The following is a 17,138-nucleotide window of genomic DNA, read 5'->3' on the forward strand; positions in this document are numbered from 1 at the left end:
AATCCGGCGCATCCGCGTTGGCGCGATTGGCGAAAATACGTTGGTGAAAATGGTGAAAAATATATTGACGCTAACACCGACCTCGTGTTCGAGGCCGGCGAGTTCTCCAGGTTCAGGAACGCCCGCTCGTTCGCCGCGTGGGTCGGCCTGACGCCCTCCGAGCACTCCAGCGGGGAGAGCGACCGCAGGGGCGCGATCACCAAGGCCGGCAACAAGCACCTGAGAAAGACGCTGGTCGAGGCCGCGTGGCACTACCTGACGTGCTCCGGGCGGCCGAAGGACCTCGCCAAGGGCCAGGCCCCGGACCCGGCCGCCCGGAGGCATGCCGCCAAGGGCGTGCGGAGGCTGGTCGAGAGGCGGGAGGCGCTGCTCGCGCGCGGGGTGCACGGCAACAAGGCGAACGTGGCCACGGCGCGCGAGCTCGCCTGCTGGGTGTGGGCGGTCGGCCTCATGGCCGAGGAGGCATAGGGGGGCGGTCCCCCGAACATAAGCCAGTCACCCCGGAAGCGGTTCGATCCGAAGCCGTTGAGGCGAACCTCAGGTCCCTTTTCTGCGAGCGCCCAGGGCGCCACACGCGTGCACAGACTGTCGGTTCGACGTAGAAGCCTCAGCCGTAGCAACGGATTGCCCAGCGAGAGATCGCCACGGGCGGATATTAAACTGCAAAGACGAGCGTCGGTAAGACACGCCGAGGTCGCCGCGGACGGGTTGATATAGGGAGAGGGCCTGACCCCATATCGTTGGGGCCAGGCCCGATTTTGCCTCTTGACAATGTCCTGCTCATATTAAAAGGAACGTCCCCAAGTGCCGCCCCAATGACTACCATGACAACGCCGCAGGTAGAGGACGGACAGCGAGCGGGCACCAGAGCGAACAAGTTGGCATGAAAAAGGCAGGGCATTGACCTTCTGGTCATGCCGTCCTCTTTGAATGACAAGTTGTCGCTCTGGTGCCCGCGCAGCGTCGAGCAGTTGCGGCGTTTGGTAAAACGCCGCAACAAACTAGCTCAGCATTGCATCCATCATCTCGGAGTTGACGGAGTCATCGGCAGACCACTCGCCGTCGTCGTTGCAGGTGTACTTGAAGATAACCGTGGTCTTCCTGGGCTCGGTGGCCTTGGTCACATCGACCATAACCTGACCGGCCATCTTGTACAGCTCGTCATCGGAAGGAACCGTGTCAAGCGCAGCGACCTTCTCCTGATACTGAGTGGAGAAGTCCTCGACGATCTTGTTCATAGACTTGCAGGTGATAGAGACCTCGGCGGTCGCGACACCCTTGTCCTCGTCGACCGTCACGTCGCCGATCTTGTAGTCAAAGCCCTCGAGATAGGTCTTGGCGTACTCCTTGGGATCGATACCCAGCTGCTCGAACTCGTCGCCCGAAGCCTCCTCCAGACCAGAGAGGAAGTCGTCGCCACCGTTCTTGACCTCGTCAAACTGCGTCGTAAGATCCTCGGTGATGAGTTCCTCGACCGAAGGACCTCCACAGCCGGAAAGCACGACCACGCATGCAACCAAGACGGCCATGAGGGGCGCAAGCAGCAGCTTCTTTTTCATGTTGTTCCTCCCAATGAGCGGCACCGCGCTTCCCAGACGCGGCGCACGTTGTAAAAAGTAAGCCCATACTATCAACTTATTAACACCCTCGACGGCACGAAGGCGCGGTCGGTTCGTTTTAGCGTCCGAACGGTTTGCGAGCCCGCCCAACGTGCAATAAAACGCTTCCCCGCGGTGCAATAAAAAAGGTGGCCGGACAACCCGACCACCCTTGCACATCCTTATGATGCCGCAGTTTACTTGCGGACGACCTTAACGATGGCGTCACCGGCGGCGACAGCGGAGTCGGCCTCGACGGCGAGCTCGACATCGGCAAACTCGGCGGTGTTGGACACGGCCACGACGACGCAGTCCTTGTAGCCGGCGGCGGCGATCTTGGCGCGGTCGATCTTGAGCATGGGCTGGCCGGCCTTCACGACGTCGTCGGCCTTGACGAAGCCCTCGAAGCCATCGCCGTTCATGTTGACGGTATCGACGCCAACGTGCACCAGAACCTCGATGCCGCTATCGGACTGTAGGCCCACGGCGTGACCCATGGTGACGGTCACCTTGCCGTCGCAGGGAGCGTAGACCAGATCGTCCTCGGGCCACACGGCACAGCCCTTGCCCAGGACCTCGCCACCAAAGACGGGATCGGGCACGTCGGCCATCTTGATGACCTTGCCCTTGACGGGCGAGCACAGCACGTCGGCGCCGGCAGAAGCAGAGATGGAGGCCGGAGCAGCGGCAGCCGCGGGCTCAGCCTTCTTCTTGAACATGTCAAACAGACCCATACGATTTCTCCTCTTGATTAAGCGCAACGTTTTGCGCATGCCTATGGTGATTATAGTGCCAAATGGCCAAAATACTAAGGTGAGGGTTCGAATCGCAAGCCCTTCCAAGCCCTTCCCAAAACCTTTTCCCCAGTGGCGCTCATATTGTCGATTAATCCAGGCCCTCGGCACCGTTGGACTTGATGATCTTCTGGTAGGCGTAGAAGCTGTCCTTGCGGCGGCGCTCGTAGGTACCGGTGCCGTCGTCGTACTTATCGACGTGGATGAAGCCATAGCGCTTGCGCATCTCGCCGGTGCCGGCGGACACCAGGTCGATGGGACCCCACCAGGTGTAGGCGATCAGGTCGACGCCGTCGGCAATGGCCTCGCCCATGGCCTTGATGTGGCTCTGCAAGTAGGCGATGCGGTACGGGTCGTGGATGGAACCGTCCTCCTCGACCTCATCGTAGGCGCCCATGCCATTCTCGACCACCATCAGCGGAATCTCGTAGCGGGCGTAAATCTCGTTGAGGGCGATGCGCAGACCCAGCGGATCGATCTGCCAGCCCCAGTCGGTGGACTCCAGATAGGGATTCTTGCCGCCAAAGGTCATGTTGCCCTCGGTCATCTCGTGATCCTTGTGGGTGCCCACGGTGCCGGACATGTAGTAGCTAAAGGTGTAGAAGTCGACCTTGCCGTCGGCGATATCCTGCAGGTCACCGTCCTCCATCACAAGCTCGACATCGTTCTCGGCCCAGAAGCGCTTGGCATAGAACGGATACTTGCCGCGCACCTGCACGTCGGAGCAGTACCAGTTCATGGTATTCATCTCCTGCTGCGTGGCGAACACGTCGGCCGGATCGCACGTGGCGGCATAGGAGAGGATGAAGCAGTCCATGTTGCCCATCTTAAACTGCGGGTAATGCTCGTGGGCATAGCGCACGACGCGGCCGCTGGCGACAAACTGGTGATGCAGCGCCTGCATACGAGCCTGCGGCGTAGCATGGACCGCCGAAGCCGGGCCCTCAAAGCCCTGAATCATGCTGGTCTCAAAGAGGTTGCCCATGTCCTGAGTGCCGCAGTTGATCTCGTTGAAGGTGAGCCAGAACTTGACCTTGTCCTGATAGCGGTCGAAGACGGTCTGGCAGTACTTCTCAAAGAAGCCGATGAGCTCGCGGCTCGCCCAGCCGTTGTATTTCTCGACCAGGTGATAGGGCATCTCGTAGTGCGACAGGGTCACGAGCGGCTCGATATTGTGAGCGCGCAGGCAGTCGAAGACGCGGTCGTAGAAGGCGAGGCCGGCCTCGTTGGGCTCGGCGTCGTCGCCGTTGGGGAAGATGCGGCTCCAAGAGATGGACATGCGGAACATGGTAAAGCCCATCTCGGCGAACAGCGCGATGTCCTCCTCGTAGTGATGGTAAAAGTCGATACCGTCATGGTTGGGGTAGAAGCGATTAGGGTCGATGTCGATCGTAATCTGGCGCGGCTCCTTGTAGCTGCCGCCCAAGAAGTGGTCGTCGACCGACGGACCGCGGCCGTCCACGTTCCAAGCGCCCTCAAACTGATTGGCGGCGGTAGCGCCACCCCAATAGAAACCCTCGGGGAATCCCATAAGTGTCTCCTCGCTCATGCGTGTTGCTGATGAAACGAGTATGCCGCCGAGTCGCTCCAGGCCAGGGCGAAGGCGCCGATTTGGACACTTCTTTTCGCAGACGCGCGCTGCAACAGCGCTGCAGCTGAAACTTTTTGACACCGAAGGAGCGAAGACGATCCGCCCCGCGCTTACCGGCGGTATGCCGCGGGGGTACAGCCATACTTGTCGTGAAACTTACGGTAGAAGAAGCTCATGTTTTCATAGCCCACCGCATGCGCAGCCGCCCCGGCCGTGGCGCCACCGCGCAGAAGCTCGGCCGCACGCACCAGGCGTCGCTCCTGCACAAGTTGCCTAAAGGTCTTGCCCACATGTCGCTTGAGGAGCGCCGTCGCATAATTAGGGCTCAAGCCAAACTCCGCCGCCATCCCCTCGAGGGAGCATGCAGCGAATTCGCGATCGATATAGCCAAGCATTCCCGTCACCAGGGCAGTGGGCCCCGCCGCGCCGTCCGCCGCGCCGCGCACCAGCTCGCGCTCGTAGCAATCCATGAGCTCGGCCAAAAACAGCTGAAACAGACGCAGGACGATCTCGGAACCGTTGGGGCTCGGGTCGTACAGCTCGCAGAGCATCTCCTGCATGTAGCGCCGAATCCGACGGCTCTCGCCGCAATGAAAACGGACATGGCCCCGATGGTCCGTCTCGCTGTTGAGCGCGTTGAACAAAAACCGCGAGACCGCGCTCTCGCGCGAGAGGCTCGACTCGAGACTCCGGCGCAAAAAAGAGCGTGAAACGGTCATGCTCAGCATGATGTCGTCCTCGCCGAGCGCCGCCACGGCATGAGGGCAAAGGGCGTCGAGCAAAAGCACCTCGTTGCGGCGCAACTCGAGCCTCTCCCCCGCCACCGTCTGCGGGCAGCGCCCGCGATACACATAGCTCATCTCCACGTAATCATGCACGTGCTCGGGAACTGCATTAAAGCGCGAGTTTTTCCTTATCGTCAGGCCACGCGGCATGCCGGGCTGGGCATAGGCAAACCCTGGCTGCCCAATCTTGCGCACTGGGCATCCGTCGATTTCGACATGCTCGGTCATAATCGACCAATCAAATGCCATGCCGTCTTTATAAGCGATCTCACTGGTGCTCAGTTCGCTGAGCCTACGCTCGAGCTCGTCGATCTCCATGGCTTGCCAATCGTTGATTTGGTCATAGTTCGTCGTGATTCAGATATTAGCAGAACGCGCCGACGCGTCCATAATCTGTGCTATGCAGCAGACCGATCGAGCCAAGGAGGATCCATGACCGCGTACTATCAGCAGGTGCTCGAGGGCACATACGACAACCACGTGCTTCCGTTTTTGTGGATGAAGGGCGAGAGCCATAAGACCATTGCCGAGTATCTGGAAAAGATCGCCGGCGCCGACATCCACGAGGTCTGTCTCGAAAGCCGCCCACACCCCGATTTTTGCGGCGAGGGCTGGTGGCGCGACTTGCGCTTTGTCATTGACGAGTGCAAGCAGCTGGGCCTTAAGCTCTGGATCTTGGACGATGCGCACTTCCCCACGGGCTTTGCCAACGGCGCCGTCGAGGAGGCCGTGCCCGAGCTCCGCAAGATCGTGCTCACGCACCGCACGTTCGACATCGTGGGCCCCACGTCCGCCGCGAGCATCGCGCTCGCCAACATGCTCGACAAAACGGAGCGCTTCTACGGCGTGACATTTATGCAGGACGGCAGCCCCGTCGACGTCGCTTACCGAGTAATCGACGATGCAGACGGCAACCCCAGCCGCCTGGTCTTCGATGCACCTGCGGGCCTCACGCAGGCATGCGTGATGTTCACGAGCGGCAAGACCTCCTACAACGAGGACTACATCAATATGGTCGACCGCGCCTCGGTGGCGCAGCTCATCGATGCTGTCTACGAGCCGCATTTTGAGCATCTGGGCGATGAGTTTGGCAAGACGATCCTGGGCTTTTTCTCCGATGAGCCCGGATTTGCCAACGAGAAGGGCACCACGGGCCCCGATGGCATCTCGGACACGCTCATCGGCAAGGCCACCGCGCCCCTACCCTGGTCGGCCGAGCTTGAGCGTCGCCTACGCGCTGCACTGGGCGAGCGCTACCTGGCCGAGCTCCCGCACCTGTGGGACCGCGAGCCGGCCGGCGCGCACGTACGCCACGTCTATATGGACATCGCGAGCACCCTCTATAAGGAGTGCTTCTGCGACCAGCTCGGAGACTGGTGCCGCGCGCGCGGCGTGCAGTACATCGGCCACGTTATCGAGGACAAGGACTGCCACGCGCGCCTGGGCGTGGGCGCCGGGCACTACTTCCGCGCCGTGGGCGGTCAGGACATGGCGGGCGTCGACATCGTGATCAACCAGCTGGTACCCGGCATGGACCGCGGCCTTCACAGCTACGGACGCGGCGTATGGGACCTCGAGTTCTATAACTACGTGCTGCCCAAGCTGGGCTCCTCGGCAGCACACCTCGACCCCAAAAAGCAGGGGCGCTGCATGGCCGAGGTCTTTGGCGCATTTGGATGGCACGAAGGCCTGCGCGAGATGAAGTGGATCGCCGATCATTTTTTGGTGCGCGGCGTCAATTGGTTTGTGCCGCATGCCTTTAGCATGGCCGCCTTCCCCGACTGGGACTGCCCGCCGCATTTCTATGCGCATGGCCAAAACCCCCAGTTTGCACACTTTGGGCAGCTCATGAGCTACATGAACCGTACGGCGAGTCTGCTGAGCGGCGGGCGTGCAACGACCCCGGCGGCGCTTCTCTACCATGCGGACGCCGAGTGGGCAGGCGAGGCGAACTTTATGCAGCATGCCGCCTCCGAGCTTATGCGCGCGCAGGTCGACTTTGACATCGTGCCAGCAGAGGCATTTGAGGACGCAGGGCGCTATGCCGTTGAAATTGCCGCAGACGGTAGCGGCTTTAGCGTGAACGGCCAGGCATACCGCTGCCTGGTGATGCCCGGAGCCGAGTTTGTCGGCGGAGCCGTGCTCGACTTTGCCGCGCGCGCCGCAGCCGCGGGCGTTGCCGTGTACGCGCTGGATAAGTTGCCGAACAAGCGCTACGACGGCGACACTGCAGGCCGCGAGGGCTTTGCCTCCCTGGATGCAACCGCGCTCGCCGGCATCAAACTCCTGGCGACCACCGGGCTCGCAGGCACACTTGCCAATACCGGCATGCAGACCGTGGTTTGCGCCGAGCCCCAGCCCTGGCTGCGCGCACTGCGCTACGAGCGGGCGGGCGAGAGCTATCTGATGCTCGTCAACGAGCATCCCAAGCAGGGTATCTCCACTCAGGTTGCGCTTGCCGACGGCGCACCCGTTGCAGGCGCGCGCCTCGACCTGCTCAACGGCACCGAGCCCGCCGCCTTTGACGGCACGCTCGAGTTGGCTCCCTACGAGAGCTGCATCGTGGTCCTTGGGGCTACAGGTTCCGCCGGCGCGGCAACCGTTGGAGACGAAGCCGCATGCATCGACGGGCCCTGGGCGGTTGCCTTCTCTGCCCCTGGCACCGATGCCTTTGGCGAGCCTGTTGAGCTTGCAGACCTGCACGACCTTTCCTCGGCCGAGTTCCCCGGCAAGGCCGGCACATTCCGCTACCAGGCCTCCTTTGTCCTGGGCGAAGCGGTCACCAGCACCGTCATCGACCTTGGCGAGGTCTTTGAGACCGCAACCGTCGCCCTCGACGGCAAATCCCTCGGCACCCGTATCTGTCCGCCTTACCGCTTTGAGGTCGGCGCGCTTTTGGCCGGTGAGCACGCGCTTACGATCGACATCATCAACACCCTCGATCACGCCGTCCCCGACATATTCGGCATGACCGAGCCCTCCGAGCCCAGCGGCCTCTTGGGGCCCGTACGTGTGCTCGGGTAACGCCCCGGGCGCAAACGGCCCAACAAGGACAGTGCCCCCATGTTGAGCCCGCACGGCGTCGAGCGGTCCGTCGTTCATAGACCGGCGGACCAAAACTCCCAGCCAAGCCGAACGTTTTATTTATCGTTATGATTGGTTTATCGCGACGCAAACGCATAGGAGCCATATGGATATCAGGCGAAAGATCACGCAGGGCAAAAGCCTCACCCCCACCGAGCAACAACTTGGGCAAACGGCCCTCGCCATGGGCGAGGATGTGCGCGGGCTTTCCATTAAGGAATTTGCCGCGTGCGCCAACGTTTCGGTCGCGAGCGTGCACCGCTTTTGCAAAAAGCTCGGCCTCGAGGGATTCAAAGACCTCAAGGTCGAGCTCATCCGCCAGGCGACCGAGGCGGGCAATCGGCGCGACGTGGACATCAACTTTCCCTTCGATGCCACCTCCACCCCCGCACAGGTAATGGAGCGCACGGAGGGGCTCTACCAGACCACCTTGGCCGAAACGCAGGAACTGCTCGACCCCGCACAGCTCGACTACGCCGCCAAGCTCGTCATGCGCGCCGACACCGTGGACATCTACACGGGCTCGCATAACCTGTATCCAGCGGGAATGTTCCGCGATCGCTTGCTTTCCGCCGGTAAAAGCGCGACGTGCTACGGCAGCGTCGAGGCGCAGGTGCGTACGGCGCTCGCCTCGGGCCCCGACCATGTGGCGATTGTCATCTCCTACAGCGGCCTTGCCCCCAACCTCAGGGAGATCTTGCCGATCCTCAGCAGTCGACGCGTCCCGGTCATCGTCATCGGCACACCGTACTGCGCCCGCATTCACCCCGGCTTTGCCGCCTATCTCATGGTGAGCGACCACGAGAGTATGACGCACCGCATCACGCAGTTCGCCAGCCACATCGCCGTGCAATACGTGCTCGATTCGCTCTACAGCAGCTACTTTGCCAAAGATTACGCCCGCTGTTCCGAGTTCCTCGAGCGGTCGTTTCCCTACACCCGCCTGCCCGGGCTCAAGTAACGACGAGCGTGGATTTTTGGACACTCAGATAACGAGCGTGGATAATCTCCCACTTTGAGCCCGCACACAGGCCAAAACCGGGAGATTATCCACGCTCATTTTGGGTCCCCTGGGAAACGCATGAGGAGGGCGGATAGACAGCCGTTATTTGCGAGGCGTCAGCGACGTAAAGAGCCCGTGTTGGTTGCAGTAAAGATATATCCTGCCGCGCCCGGTAATATGGAAGCGCGGCTGCACCGATTGCTCTGGATAGAGCTTCTTAAAGCAGACGCCGTCCATAGTCGCATATGCCACAAAGCTAATGTAGTGATCCTTGGTCATGGGATGATCGAGCGTGACGTACCAATCGTCCTCGATGCGCTCGATGGAAAAGGCGTGGTCCGCGTCCGGCTCTTCGGCCTCCTGGGGAAACATCGTGGAGCCACAGCAGCTAAAGCTGCCTTCTCCGAGCGCGTGCACAACGTTTCCGCAGATAGGGCAAACGTAAAAGACGCCTTTGAGCATATTGCCTGCACGGTTGGCGTTGGCCCGAATGTCACCAGCCAAAAGCTCAGCCACGCTTATGCCGAGTCTCTGGGCCAAAGGCTCAACGAGGGAAATGTCGGGAAGGCCGCGGCCGGATTCCCACTTGCTGACGGCTTTATCGGTCACACCAAGGCTTTCCGCCAGGGCGCGCTGGGTGAGGCCGCGCTCTTCGCGCAGCTGCTTAATGGCATGCGCTGCCAAAAAAGTATGGGAGGCATTGGTTTGCCGTGTCTGGTTCATGGGCTGTCCAATCAAATTGAAGAAATGGAGTGAACCGGTTCGACAGTCAGTATCCATTTGAAGGCCAGGCTCGACAACCTACGCTGCGTAGACATGCGCCAATCGAACGAGCGCGGATTTTGGACGCTCATCCTAAGTAGTCATTTAAGAACGTCCCCAATGACTACATCAGGAGTGTCCCCAGATGCCGCATCGCCAGCAACGGGAGTGCCGATGTCTTGGCAACGACAGCGAGCGGGCCGCATTTGAGACAAGGTGACGTGAAACGAAAGGGCGCTGACCTTCTGGTCGCGCCCTTGAAGTTGAACGTCAGATTGTCCAAATGCGGCCCGCGCAGCGTCGGCCGGTTACGGCGTTTGGTAAAACGCCGTAACCTACTTAACTCCGTACTGCTCGTAGTAGGCGTCGATAGCGGCCTTGAGCTCGTCATCGATGACGACCTTGCCGTCGATCTCGTGGTTGTAGAGGGTCTCGACGACCTCGGCCATGGAGACGATGCTCGCGACGGGGAAACCGTACTTGGCCTCGATCTCCTTCTGCGCGGTGGTCACGCCACCCTTGCCGACCTCCATGCGGTTGAGGGAAACGATAAGGCCCTTGATCTCGACATCGGCAGCAGCCTTGACCTTGGGGTAGGTCTCGTCGATGGACTTGCCGGAGGTGGTGACATCCTCGACCATAATCACGCGGTCGCCGTCCTGGGGCTCATAGCCCAAAAGGTTGCCCTTGTCGGCACCGTGGTCCTTGGCCTCCTTGCGGTCACAGCAGTACTTGACCTCCTTGCCGTACAGCTCGTGGTAGGCAATGGCGGTCACGACGGCCAGCGGAATGCCCTTGTAGGCCGGTCCAAACAGCACGTCGAAGTCGTCGCCAAAGTTATCGTGAATGGCCTGGGCGTAATACTCGCCCAGCTTCTTGAGCTGATAGCCCGTCACGTAAGCGCCGGCGTTCATAAAGAACGGGGACTGACGGCCGCTCTTGAGCGTAAAGCTGCCGAACTTAAGAACATCGGACTCGACCATAAACTTGATGAACTCTTGCTTGTAAGCCTCCATGCGGGCTCCTCTCGTAATCGCGTACGTGTCTTCCAGTTTAGCGCAGGCAAGGCGCGTTGCGGGCGCGCTTTGGGGCCTCAGCATTCTGTAAAGGCTTTGTCAGGGGCAATGGTTTTCCAAACAAAGGGGTTGACACGGCAAACCCCCTCATCAAAAATACGGGCGGATTAAAACGGGTACGAGATACCCAAAGCGCGCCGCGCCCGGCCTTAAGGGGGTGTGCCATGGAAGGCAGCCATAGTCGAAAAACCTGCATGTCGCCCTCGGCACGCCGCGAGGATTCCGCGCACGCATAAGCGCCACTAACCGATCGTCAAAACCACCACAAAGGTGCCTGTCCCTTTGTGGTGGTTTGAAAGCATGACGTGAGCGACATCTAGGTTTTTTGAAGCAAATACGACACGTACGCTAACTCCCTTCAACAAGGAGGACCCTATGCTGATGCTCAAAACCGCCACGGTACTCGAAGCCATCTCCAAGCGCCGCCGCACGGCGCGCCCCGCCGCTCGCGCCGGCATGTCCAAGAACATCATATTCGCCGCCACCCATAGCGCCGAGGACGCCCTCGTGCTGCTCGACGCCACGGCCGACGGACTCACTGCCGAGCATGCCGCCGAGCGCCTGAACGCCGTCGGCCCCAACACCATCGAGGCGCCGACCAAGACGCTTGTGCGCCGCATCGCCGACGCATTCGTTGACCCCTTCGCCGGCATCCTCGCCGCGCTCGCGCTGGTCTCGCTCTACATCGACGTGCTCGCCGTGCCCGAGCCGCAGCGCGACCCCTCCACGGTCATCGTCATCGGCATCATGTTGCTGGTATCGGGCGGCATGAAGTTTATCCAGGAAGCCCGCAGCGGCAATGCGGCCGAGGCCCTCAAGGACCTGGTCTCTAACACCTGCTGCGCCCTGCGCGACGACGAGCGCCTCGAAATCCCCTTCGACGAGCTCGTCCCCGGCGATGTGATCCGTCTCTCTGCCGGCGATATGGTGCCGGCCGATGCCCGCATCATCACCGCGCGCGACCTGTTTGTGATCGAGTCCGCGCTCACGGGCGAGAGCGAGGCCGTCGAGAAGACCTCTGCCGCAGCTGTCATTGAGGGCGCCGACAGCTCCGCGTTGCCGCTGTCTGCCTGCAAGAACATCGTCTTTACCGGCACCTCCGTGCAAAACGGCACCGCCATGGCACTCGTCGTTGCCACCGGCTCGGACACATACCTGGGCGGCATCGCCAAGATGCTCAACGGGCGCGGCGAGAAGAGCGCGTTTGACCGCTGCGTCTCGAGCGTCTCCATGCTGCTCGTGCGCCTCATGCTCGTTATGGCGCCGGCGGTCTTTGCCATCAACGCCGCCACCAAGGGCAACGTCATCGATGCGCTGTTGTTCGCCACGAGCGTGGCCGTGGGCATCACGCCGCAGATGCTTCCCGTCATCGTGACCACGAGCCTGTCGCAGGGCGCCAAGGACCTCGCCCGTCGCCAGGTTATCGTCAAGGAACTGCCGGCGATCCAAAACCTCGGCGCGATGGACGTCCTGTGCTGCGACAAGACCGGCACCCTCACCGAGGACCGCATCGTGCTCGAGCGCTACCTCAACACCGACGGCAACGAGGATGCACGCGTGCTGCGCCATGCGTTTTTGAACAGCTTCTTCCAGACCGGCCTCAAAAACCTTATCGACCTGGCCGTCATCGACCGTGCCGATGTGACGCCCTCGACCGTCGTGCCCGATTCCATGCTGGGCCAGAGCCTGCGCGACCGCTATACCAAGGTCGACGAGGTGCCCTTCGATTTCTCGCGCCGTCGCCTGAGCGTAGTTGTCGCCGACGCCCAAGGCAAAACCCAGATGGTTACCAAGGGCGCTGCCGAGGAAATGCTCGAGATCTGCTCCTTTGTCGAGGTCGATGGCATCGCTCAGCCGCTCACCGACGAGAGGCTCGCCCAGATTCGAAAGCAGGTCGCCGGACTTAACGCCGAGGGCCTGCGCGTGATTGCCGTGGCGCAGAAGACCAATCCGCGCTGCGTGGGCGAGTTTGGCATCGCCGACGAGTGCGACATGGTGCTGATGGGCTTTTTGGCCTTCCTCGATCCGCCCAAGGCGAGTGCCGCGGGCGCCGTCGCCACCCTCGAGGCCAAGGGCGTGGCGGTCAAGGTCCTGACCGGCGACAACGATCGCGTCGCCGCCACCGTCTGCGAGCAGATCGGTATCGACGCGAGCAATGTCTTGCTGGGCTCCGAGATCGATGCGCTCGATGACGCCGAGCTTGCCGAGCGCGCCGAGCACACCCACCTCTTCGCCAAGCTCTCGCCGCTGCAGAAGGCGCGTCTGGTGCGCGTCATGCGCGAGCTGCTCGGCCACACCGTGGGCTTTATGGGCGACGGCATCAACGACGCCGCCGCCATGCGCGCGAGCGACTGCGGCATCTCGGTCGATTCGGCCGTCGACATCGCCAAGGAATCCGCCGATATCATCTTGCTTCAGAAGGACCTGGGTGTGCTCGAGCGCGGCATCATCGAAGGCCGCCGCACCTACGGCAACCTGCTCAAGTACCTCAAGACCACGGTGAGCTCCAACTTTGGCAACGTACTGTCCGTGACCGTCGCGAGCCTGTTCCTGCCGTTTTTGCCCATGAGCGCCCTGCAGCTGGTGTTGCTGTCGCTGGTCTACGAGATCGTGTGTATCGCGCTGCCGTGGGACACCGTCGATGACGCCTGGACCGCCCGTCCGCGCGCCTGGGACGCCGCGTCCATTAAGGGCTTTATGCTCGAGTTGGGTCCCGTGAGCTCGCTGTTTGACATCGTAACCTTCGCCGCGCTCTTCTTTGTGGTGTGCCCTGCCACCGTAGGCGCAAGCTGGTCCGAGCTCGCCGGGACGGGCAACGCCGCAGGCATGGCGGCCTTTGTGGCGCTCTTCCAGAGCGGCTGGTTTGTCGAGTCCATGTGGTCGCAGACGCTCGTGATCCACATGCTGCGCTCCCCGCGCCTGCCGAGCCCGCGCGACCACGCCGCGCCCGCGCTGTGCGTTCTCACCGTACTGGGCCTGGCGCTCGTCACCTGGCTGCCGGCAAGCCCCATCGCCGATGCGCTCGGCCTCTTGCCGCTGCCGGCGAGCTTCTTCGCGCTGCTCATCGGCATCGTCACCGCCTACATCGCGCTCACTCAGCTGGCAAAGCGCCGCTACATTGCCCGCCACGGCGAGCTGCTGTGACGCCCGAATCGTGGCGCGCGACCCATCAGGAGGTCAAAAAGTCCCGTCTCAAGTTAAACCACTCATTTAAGTACGTCCCCAATGAGTGCGGCGGAATGGCTCCCCTTGACAGCTTAAAGCCGTCATGCAGGAACCATTCCGTCGCAGCCTTATGAAAGGGACTGGGTTGTAAATGTTGGAGAAGAGCCGTTAGCGCTCGGGTGTCAGGATCACCAGAGCGTCGTGCTCAAAGGGATGCTGCGCCACGCGCACGGTGCCGTCACCGTTGTCACGGACGGGCAGTTTTGCGATGCGCTTGTCCTCCATGTCGAGGACCGTCGCCGTCCAGCCACGCGCGCCGTCGAGCTTAAACTTGAGCGCCGTGGTGCGCGGCAGGTACGTGACGACGCGATCGCCAACGCGCGCCACACGGATGGCCTCGCGCGCGTCATCGAGCAGCTCCTGCGCCGGAACCACGGCAAGCGCATCGTCACCGGCAGTAGCGCCTAGGCTGGCAAGCACATGCTCGATCGCGCCAAAGTCCCACACACCCGCAAACTGCAGGCACTCTTGCCAGCGGAAGGGCATGTCAAAGCCCTCGCCCAGGACCGAACCCTGGCTGCGCGATGTCTGCCAGTTCCAAACGCCGTGCGCGCCATAGGTCACGCCGGCACTGGCGCCGGCAAGAATCGACGACCATACGCTCGCGCGGCAATCCTGCGCGGTAAAACGCCAGTAGACGTTGCGCGACGCACCCATCTGCTCGTAGCAAGGCTCGGAGTTGACCATCGGCTTTTTGGGATAGTTGGCGATAAAGTCCTGCGGCAGACGCCATGCCTCGGGCTGGCCCTCGTAGTTGTGGCCGGGCTGGAACATGTAAAAGTCCAGACGGCCCAGATACTGCGCCGGAATGGTACGATTGCCGCGGTTGATATGCATGGTGCGCAGTGCCTCGGGCGCGCGCTTGACGACCTCGTCGAGCGCGTCCTCGTAATAGACGATCGCCTCGTCACCGGCAAAGTCGGTATCGCCCGTCACTACGTAGACGGGGTCGAACTCGCCCAGGTTCTCGACGACGCGGGCAACGTGGGCACGGACCTCCTCACGCGGCATAACCTCGGCGCCGCAACGCTCGGCGATCTTGGCACCCCAGGTACCGGGCACGTAGTTGCACCACATAAGCACGAGCGCCGGGCGAATGCCGTGCTCCACGGCCGCCTGGCACATGCGGCGGGCGCGGTCCCAGTATTCCTGGTTGGGCGCGCTCCAGTCAAAGTGCACGCCGTCCTCGCTCGCGTAGGGCCAGATGCCCAGGTCGGGCAGGCAGCGGTCCCACTGCGGCAGGGTATTGACCTGCAGCACGTTCATGCCCTGCTCGGCGCGGCGGGTCAGATAGTAGTCCCAGTCCGCCTCGGTGATACTCGTGAATGCGCTCCAGCACGTGTCGGCAAACCAAAAGAACGGCTTGCCGTCGCAGAGAAACCCGTCCTCACGACCGTTGACGGTCAGCTTTCCCAAACTCATCTGCGTGTCCTTTCGTTTGATAAAGGATTTGCGAACCGCCGGGGGCTTTCGCGATAACCCCGCGCGAAAGCCTCCGCCGCTTGGCAAACCCTCGCGGGCGAAGCTCACCCGCCCCATCAGTCTACCTTGCAAGAAGGGCCCCGCCGGGCTTACGCCTGACGGGGCCCTGTCGTGTAGGTGAGGTCATATGTGACCGAATGGCTTGGCCTTAGGCCTCCATCTCGGCGAGCTCCTCCTTGGAGAAGCCGGAGACAAAGACGACGGCAGCGGCGATGACAAAGGAGATTGCCATACCAACGATAGCCCAGACGGTGTTCATCTGGCCACCCTGCAGGTAGTTGGTGAAGACCAGGAAGTTGGAAGCACCGCCTGCGAGGTAGTAGGTGACGCCCATGAGGCCGGAGAACACAGCGCCGATGGCACCGCCGATGAACATGCCGAACATGGTACGACGGAAGCGCATGAGGATACCGAAGAGCGCGGGCTCGGTGACGCCGCCGGCGATAGCGGAGATGACGTAGCCGATGGCAAGGGACTTCTCGTCGGGGTTCTTCATCTTGAGGAAGGCACCGAAGGCGCAGCCCCAGACAGCGGCCATAGCGCAGTTGGTGGAAACGAAGACGAAGGGATCGTAGCCGGCAGCGATGATCTGAACCTGAGCGAGCAGGATGACGGGCATGTGCATGCCGCAGACCACGAAGAGCTGCCAGAAGGCGCCGAGGACGGCCATGACGATCAGGATACCGATGCCGCCAAGGTCAGCAAGGCCGAAGAGCGCGTTAGCGATCAGCGTACCGATCTCGTTGCCGATGGGGGCGAGGACGATGAAGGCGATGGGGATGGTAACGATCATGGTGCAGAACGGCGTGAAGACCGTGGAGAGCACGTCGGGCATGACCTTCTTAAAGAACTTCTCGACGAAGTAGAGGACAGGCACCGAAAGGATAATCGGCAGGACGGACTGCTGATAGTTGGCAGCGGCGATCTGGATGCCGTAGACGGAGATGATGCCGCCACCCTCCTGAGTCGCGACACTCACGACGGACGGGGCCATGAGAGCGCCGCCGAGGAGCATGCCCAGAACCGGAGAGGCGCCGAGCTTCTTAGCGGCGGCATAGCCCAGGTAGATGGGGATAAAGGTAAACGTTGCCTCGTACAGCGTGGTGTAGAGGAACGTATAGGTCGGGTCGTCGGCCGAGAGCACACCGAGCATGGTGGGGCCGAGGACGGCCGCGATGGTGCGGAACAGACCGCCAGCCATGAGCAGCGGGATGAGCTGGGTCATGGAGCCGGACAGATAGTCGAGGATGATGTTAGGCAGGTTCTTGAGCTCGAACTTCTCCTTGGGAGCATCGAGGTTCTCGTCAACGGCCTCACCCTGCTTGACGCCGGAAATGGCGACGAACTCGGCGAGTACCTTGGGCACGTTCTGGCCGATGATGACCTGGAGCTGGCTGCCGGCGAACTGGCAACCCAGAACACCCTTCACCTTCTTGATCTTCTCCACGTCGGCCTTGCTGTTATCCTTGAGCGTCAGACGCAGGCGCGTCATGCAGTTGGTGGCGACGGTAACGTTCTCCGCGCCGCCCACGAGCTCGAGGACATCGGTGGCAATCTGTTTGTTATCTACTGCCATGGGACCCCTCCCCATATCTTCGTGTGCCTACCCGCTTGGGCGTAGGCACGCCTTTGGCCCGGCGACTATAACCCCTTACGGTTGCCGAACCCTTGGATACGCTTTTGTAAACAAGGTGTTTACTGAACGTTTACGGGCTTTAGTTTACACGGAGCGCCGAAT

12 protein-coding genes are annotated in these 17,138 nt (G+C 61.7%); 4 read left to right on the forward strand and 8 right to left on the reverse strand.

The annotated features are described in order from the left end of the window. The coding region (locus ACRX4W_RS09125; protein ID WP_432300163.1) for a transposase at positions 1-468 on the forward strand (468 nt) is incomplete at its 5' end. Positions 469-1,001: 533 nt separating this feature from the next. Here the strand turns inward: ACRX4W_RS09125 and ACRX4W_RS09130 are convergent. The 4 genes from ACRX4W_RS09130 to ACRX4W_RS09145 form a co-directional block, all read right to left on the reverse strand. After that, complete coding sequence (locus tag ACRX4W_RS09130; RefSeq protein WP_035136614.1) at positions 1,002-1,559, reverse strand: hypothetical protein; 558 nt, start codon at positions 1,557-1,559, stop codon at positions 1,002-1,004. A 236-nt stretch (positions 1,560-1,795) separates the two neighbouring features. After that, positions 1,796-2,332, reverse strand: a complete 537-nt coding sequence (locus ACRX4W_RS09135; protein ID WP_055310775.1) for a PTS sugar transporter subunit IIA — start codon at positions 2,330-2,332, stop codon at positions 1,796-1,798. A 151-nt stretch (positions 2,333-2,483) separates the two neighbouring features. Then, positions 2,484-3,923, reverse strand: a complete 1,440-nt coding sequence (locus ACRX4W_RS09140; RefSeq protein ID WP_124785750.1) for a glycoside hydrolase family 1 protein — start codon at positions 3,921-3,923, stop codon at positions 2,484-2,486. Between the two features lie 170 nt (positions 3,924-4,093). Then, on the reverse strand, positions 4,094-5,086 hold the full coding sequence (locus ACRX4W_RS09145; protein ID WP_124785749.1) for a helix-turn-helix domain-containing protein: 993 nt from the start codon (positions 5,084-5,086) through the stop codon (positions 4,094-4,096). Positions 5,087-5,200: 114 nt separating this feature from the next. Between ACRX4W_RS09145 and ACRX4W_RS09150 the strand changes: the two genes are divergently transcribed. Both ACRX4W_RS09150 and ACRX4W_RS09155 read left to right on the forward strand, forming a co-directional pair. Next, positions 5,201-7,792, forward strand: a complete 2,592-nt coding sequence (locus tag ACRX4W_RS09150) for a hypothetical protein (protein WP_432300166.1) — start codon at positions 5,201-5,203, stop codon at positions 7,790-7,792. Between the two features lie 166 nt (positions 7,793-7,958). After that, positions 7,959-8,813, forward strand: a complete 855-nt coding sequence (locus tag ACRX4W_RS09155; protein ID WP_432300168.1) for a MurR/RpiR family transcriptional regulator — start codon at positions 7,959-7,961, stop codon at positions 8,811-8,813. Positions 8,814-8,957: 144 nt separating this feature from the next. On the opposite strand, the gene ACRX4W_RS09160 is transcribed toward ACRX4W_RS09155, so the two are convergent. Together ACRX4W_RS09160 and pyrE are read right to left on the reverse strand one after the other, a co-directional pair. Further along, the gene (locus tag ACRX4W_RS09160) at positions 8,958-9,578 is read right to left on the reverse strand and encodes a helix-turn-helix domain-containing protein (RefSeq protein WP_117839941.1); all 621 of its coding nucleotides are present in this window, start codon (positions 9,576-9,578) and stop codon (positions 8,958-8,960) included. Positions 9,579-9,952: 374 nt separating this feature from the next. Continuing rightward, a complete protein-coding gene (gene pyrE, locus ACRX4W_RS09165; RefSeq protein WP_117839940.1) occupies positions 9,953-10,633 on the reverse strand; it encodes an orotate phosphoribosyltransferase in 681 nt (226 codons plus the stop codon). Positions 10,634-11,068: 435 nt separating this feature from the next. Between pyrE and mgtA the strand changes: the two genes are divergently transcribed. Next, a complete protein-coding gene (mgtA, locus tag ACRX4W_RS09170; protein ID WP_432300170.1) occupies positions 11,069-13,837 on the forward strand; it encodes a magnesium-translocating P-type ATPase in 2,769 nt (922 codons plus the stop codon). Positions 13,838-14,026: 189 nt separating this feature from the next. Here mgtA and ACRX4W_RS09175 read toward each other — a convergent pair whose 3' ends face one another. Next, positions 14,027-15,340 carry a glycoside hydrolase family 140 protein gene (locus ACRX4W_RS09175; RefSeq protein WP_117839938.1) on the reverse strand — a complete coding sequence of 438 codons (1,314 nt, stop codon included), beginning with the start codon at positions 15,338-15,340 and terminating at the stop codon, positions 14,027-14,029. Positions 15,341-15,548: 208 nt separating this feature from the next. Continuing rightward, positions 15,549-16,976, reverse strand: coding sequence for a PTS transporter subunit EIIC (locus ACRX4W_RS09180; RefSeq protein ID WP_117839937.1), 1,428 nt, complete (start codon positions 16,974-16,976; stop codon positions 15,549-15,551). Positions 16,977-17,138 lie beyond the last annotated feature (162 nt).

The sequence above is a fragment of the Collinsella aerofaciens genome (assembly GCF_964283865.1).
In the GTDB taxonomy this organism is placed as follows: Bacteria; Actinomycetota; Coriobacteriia; order Coriobacteriales; family Coriobacteriaceae; genus Collinsella.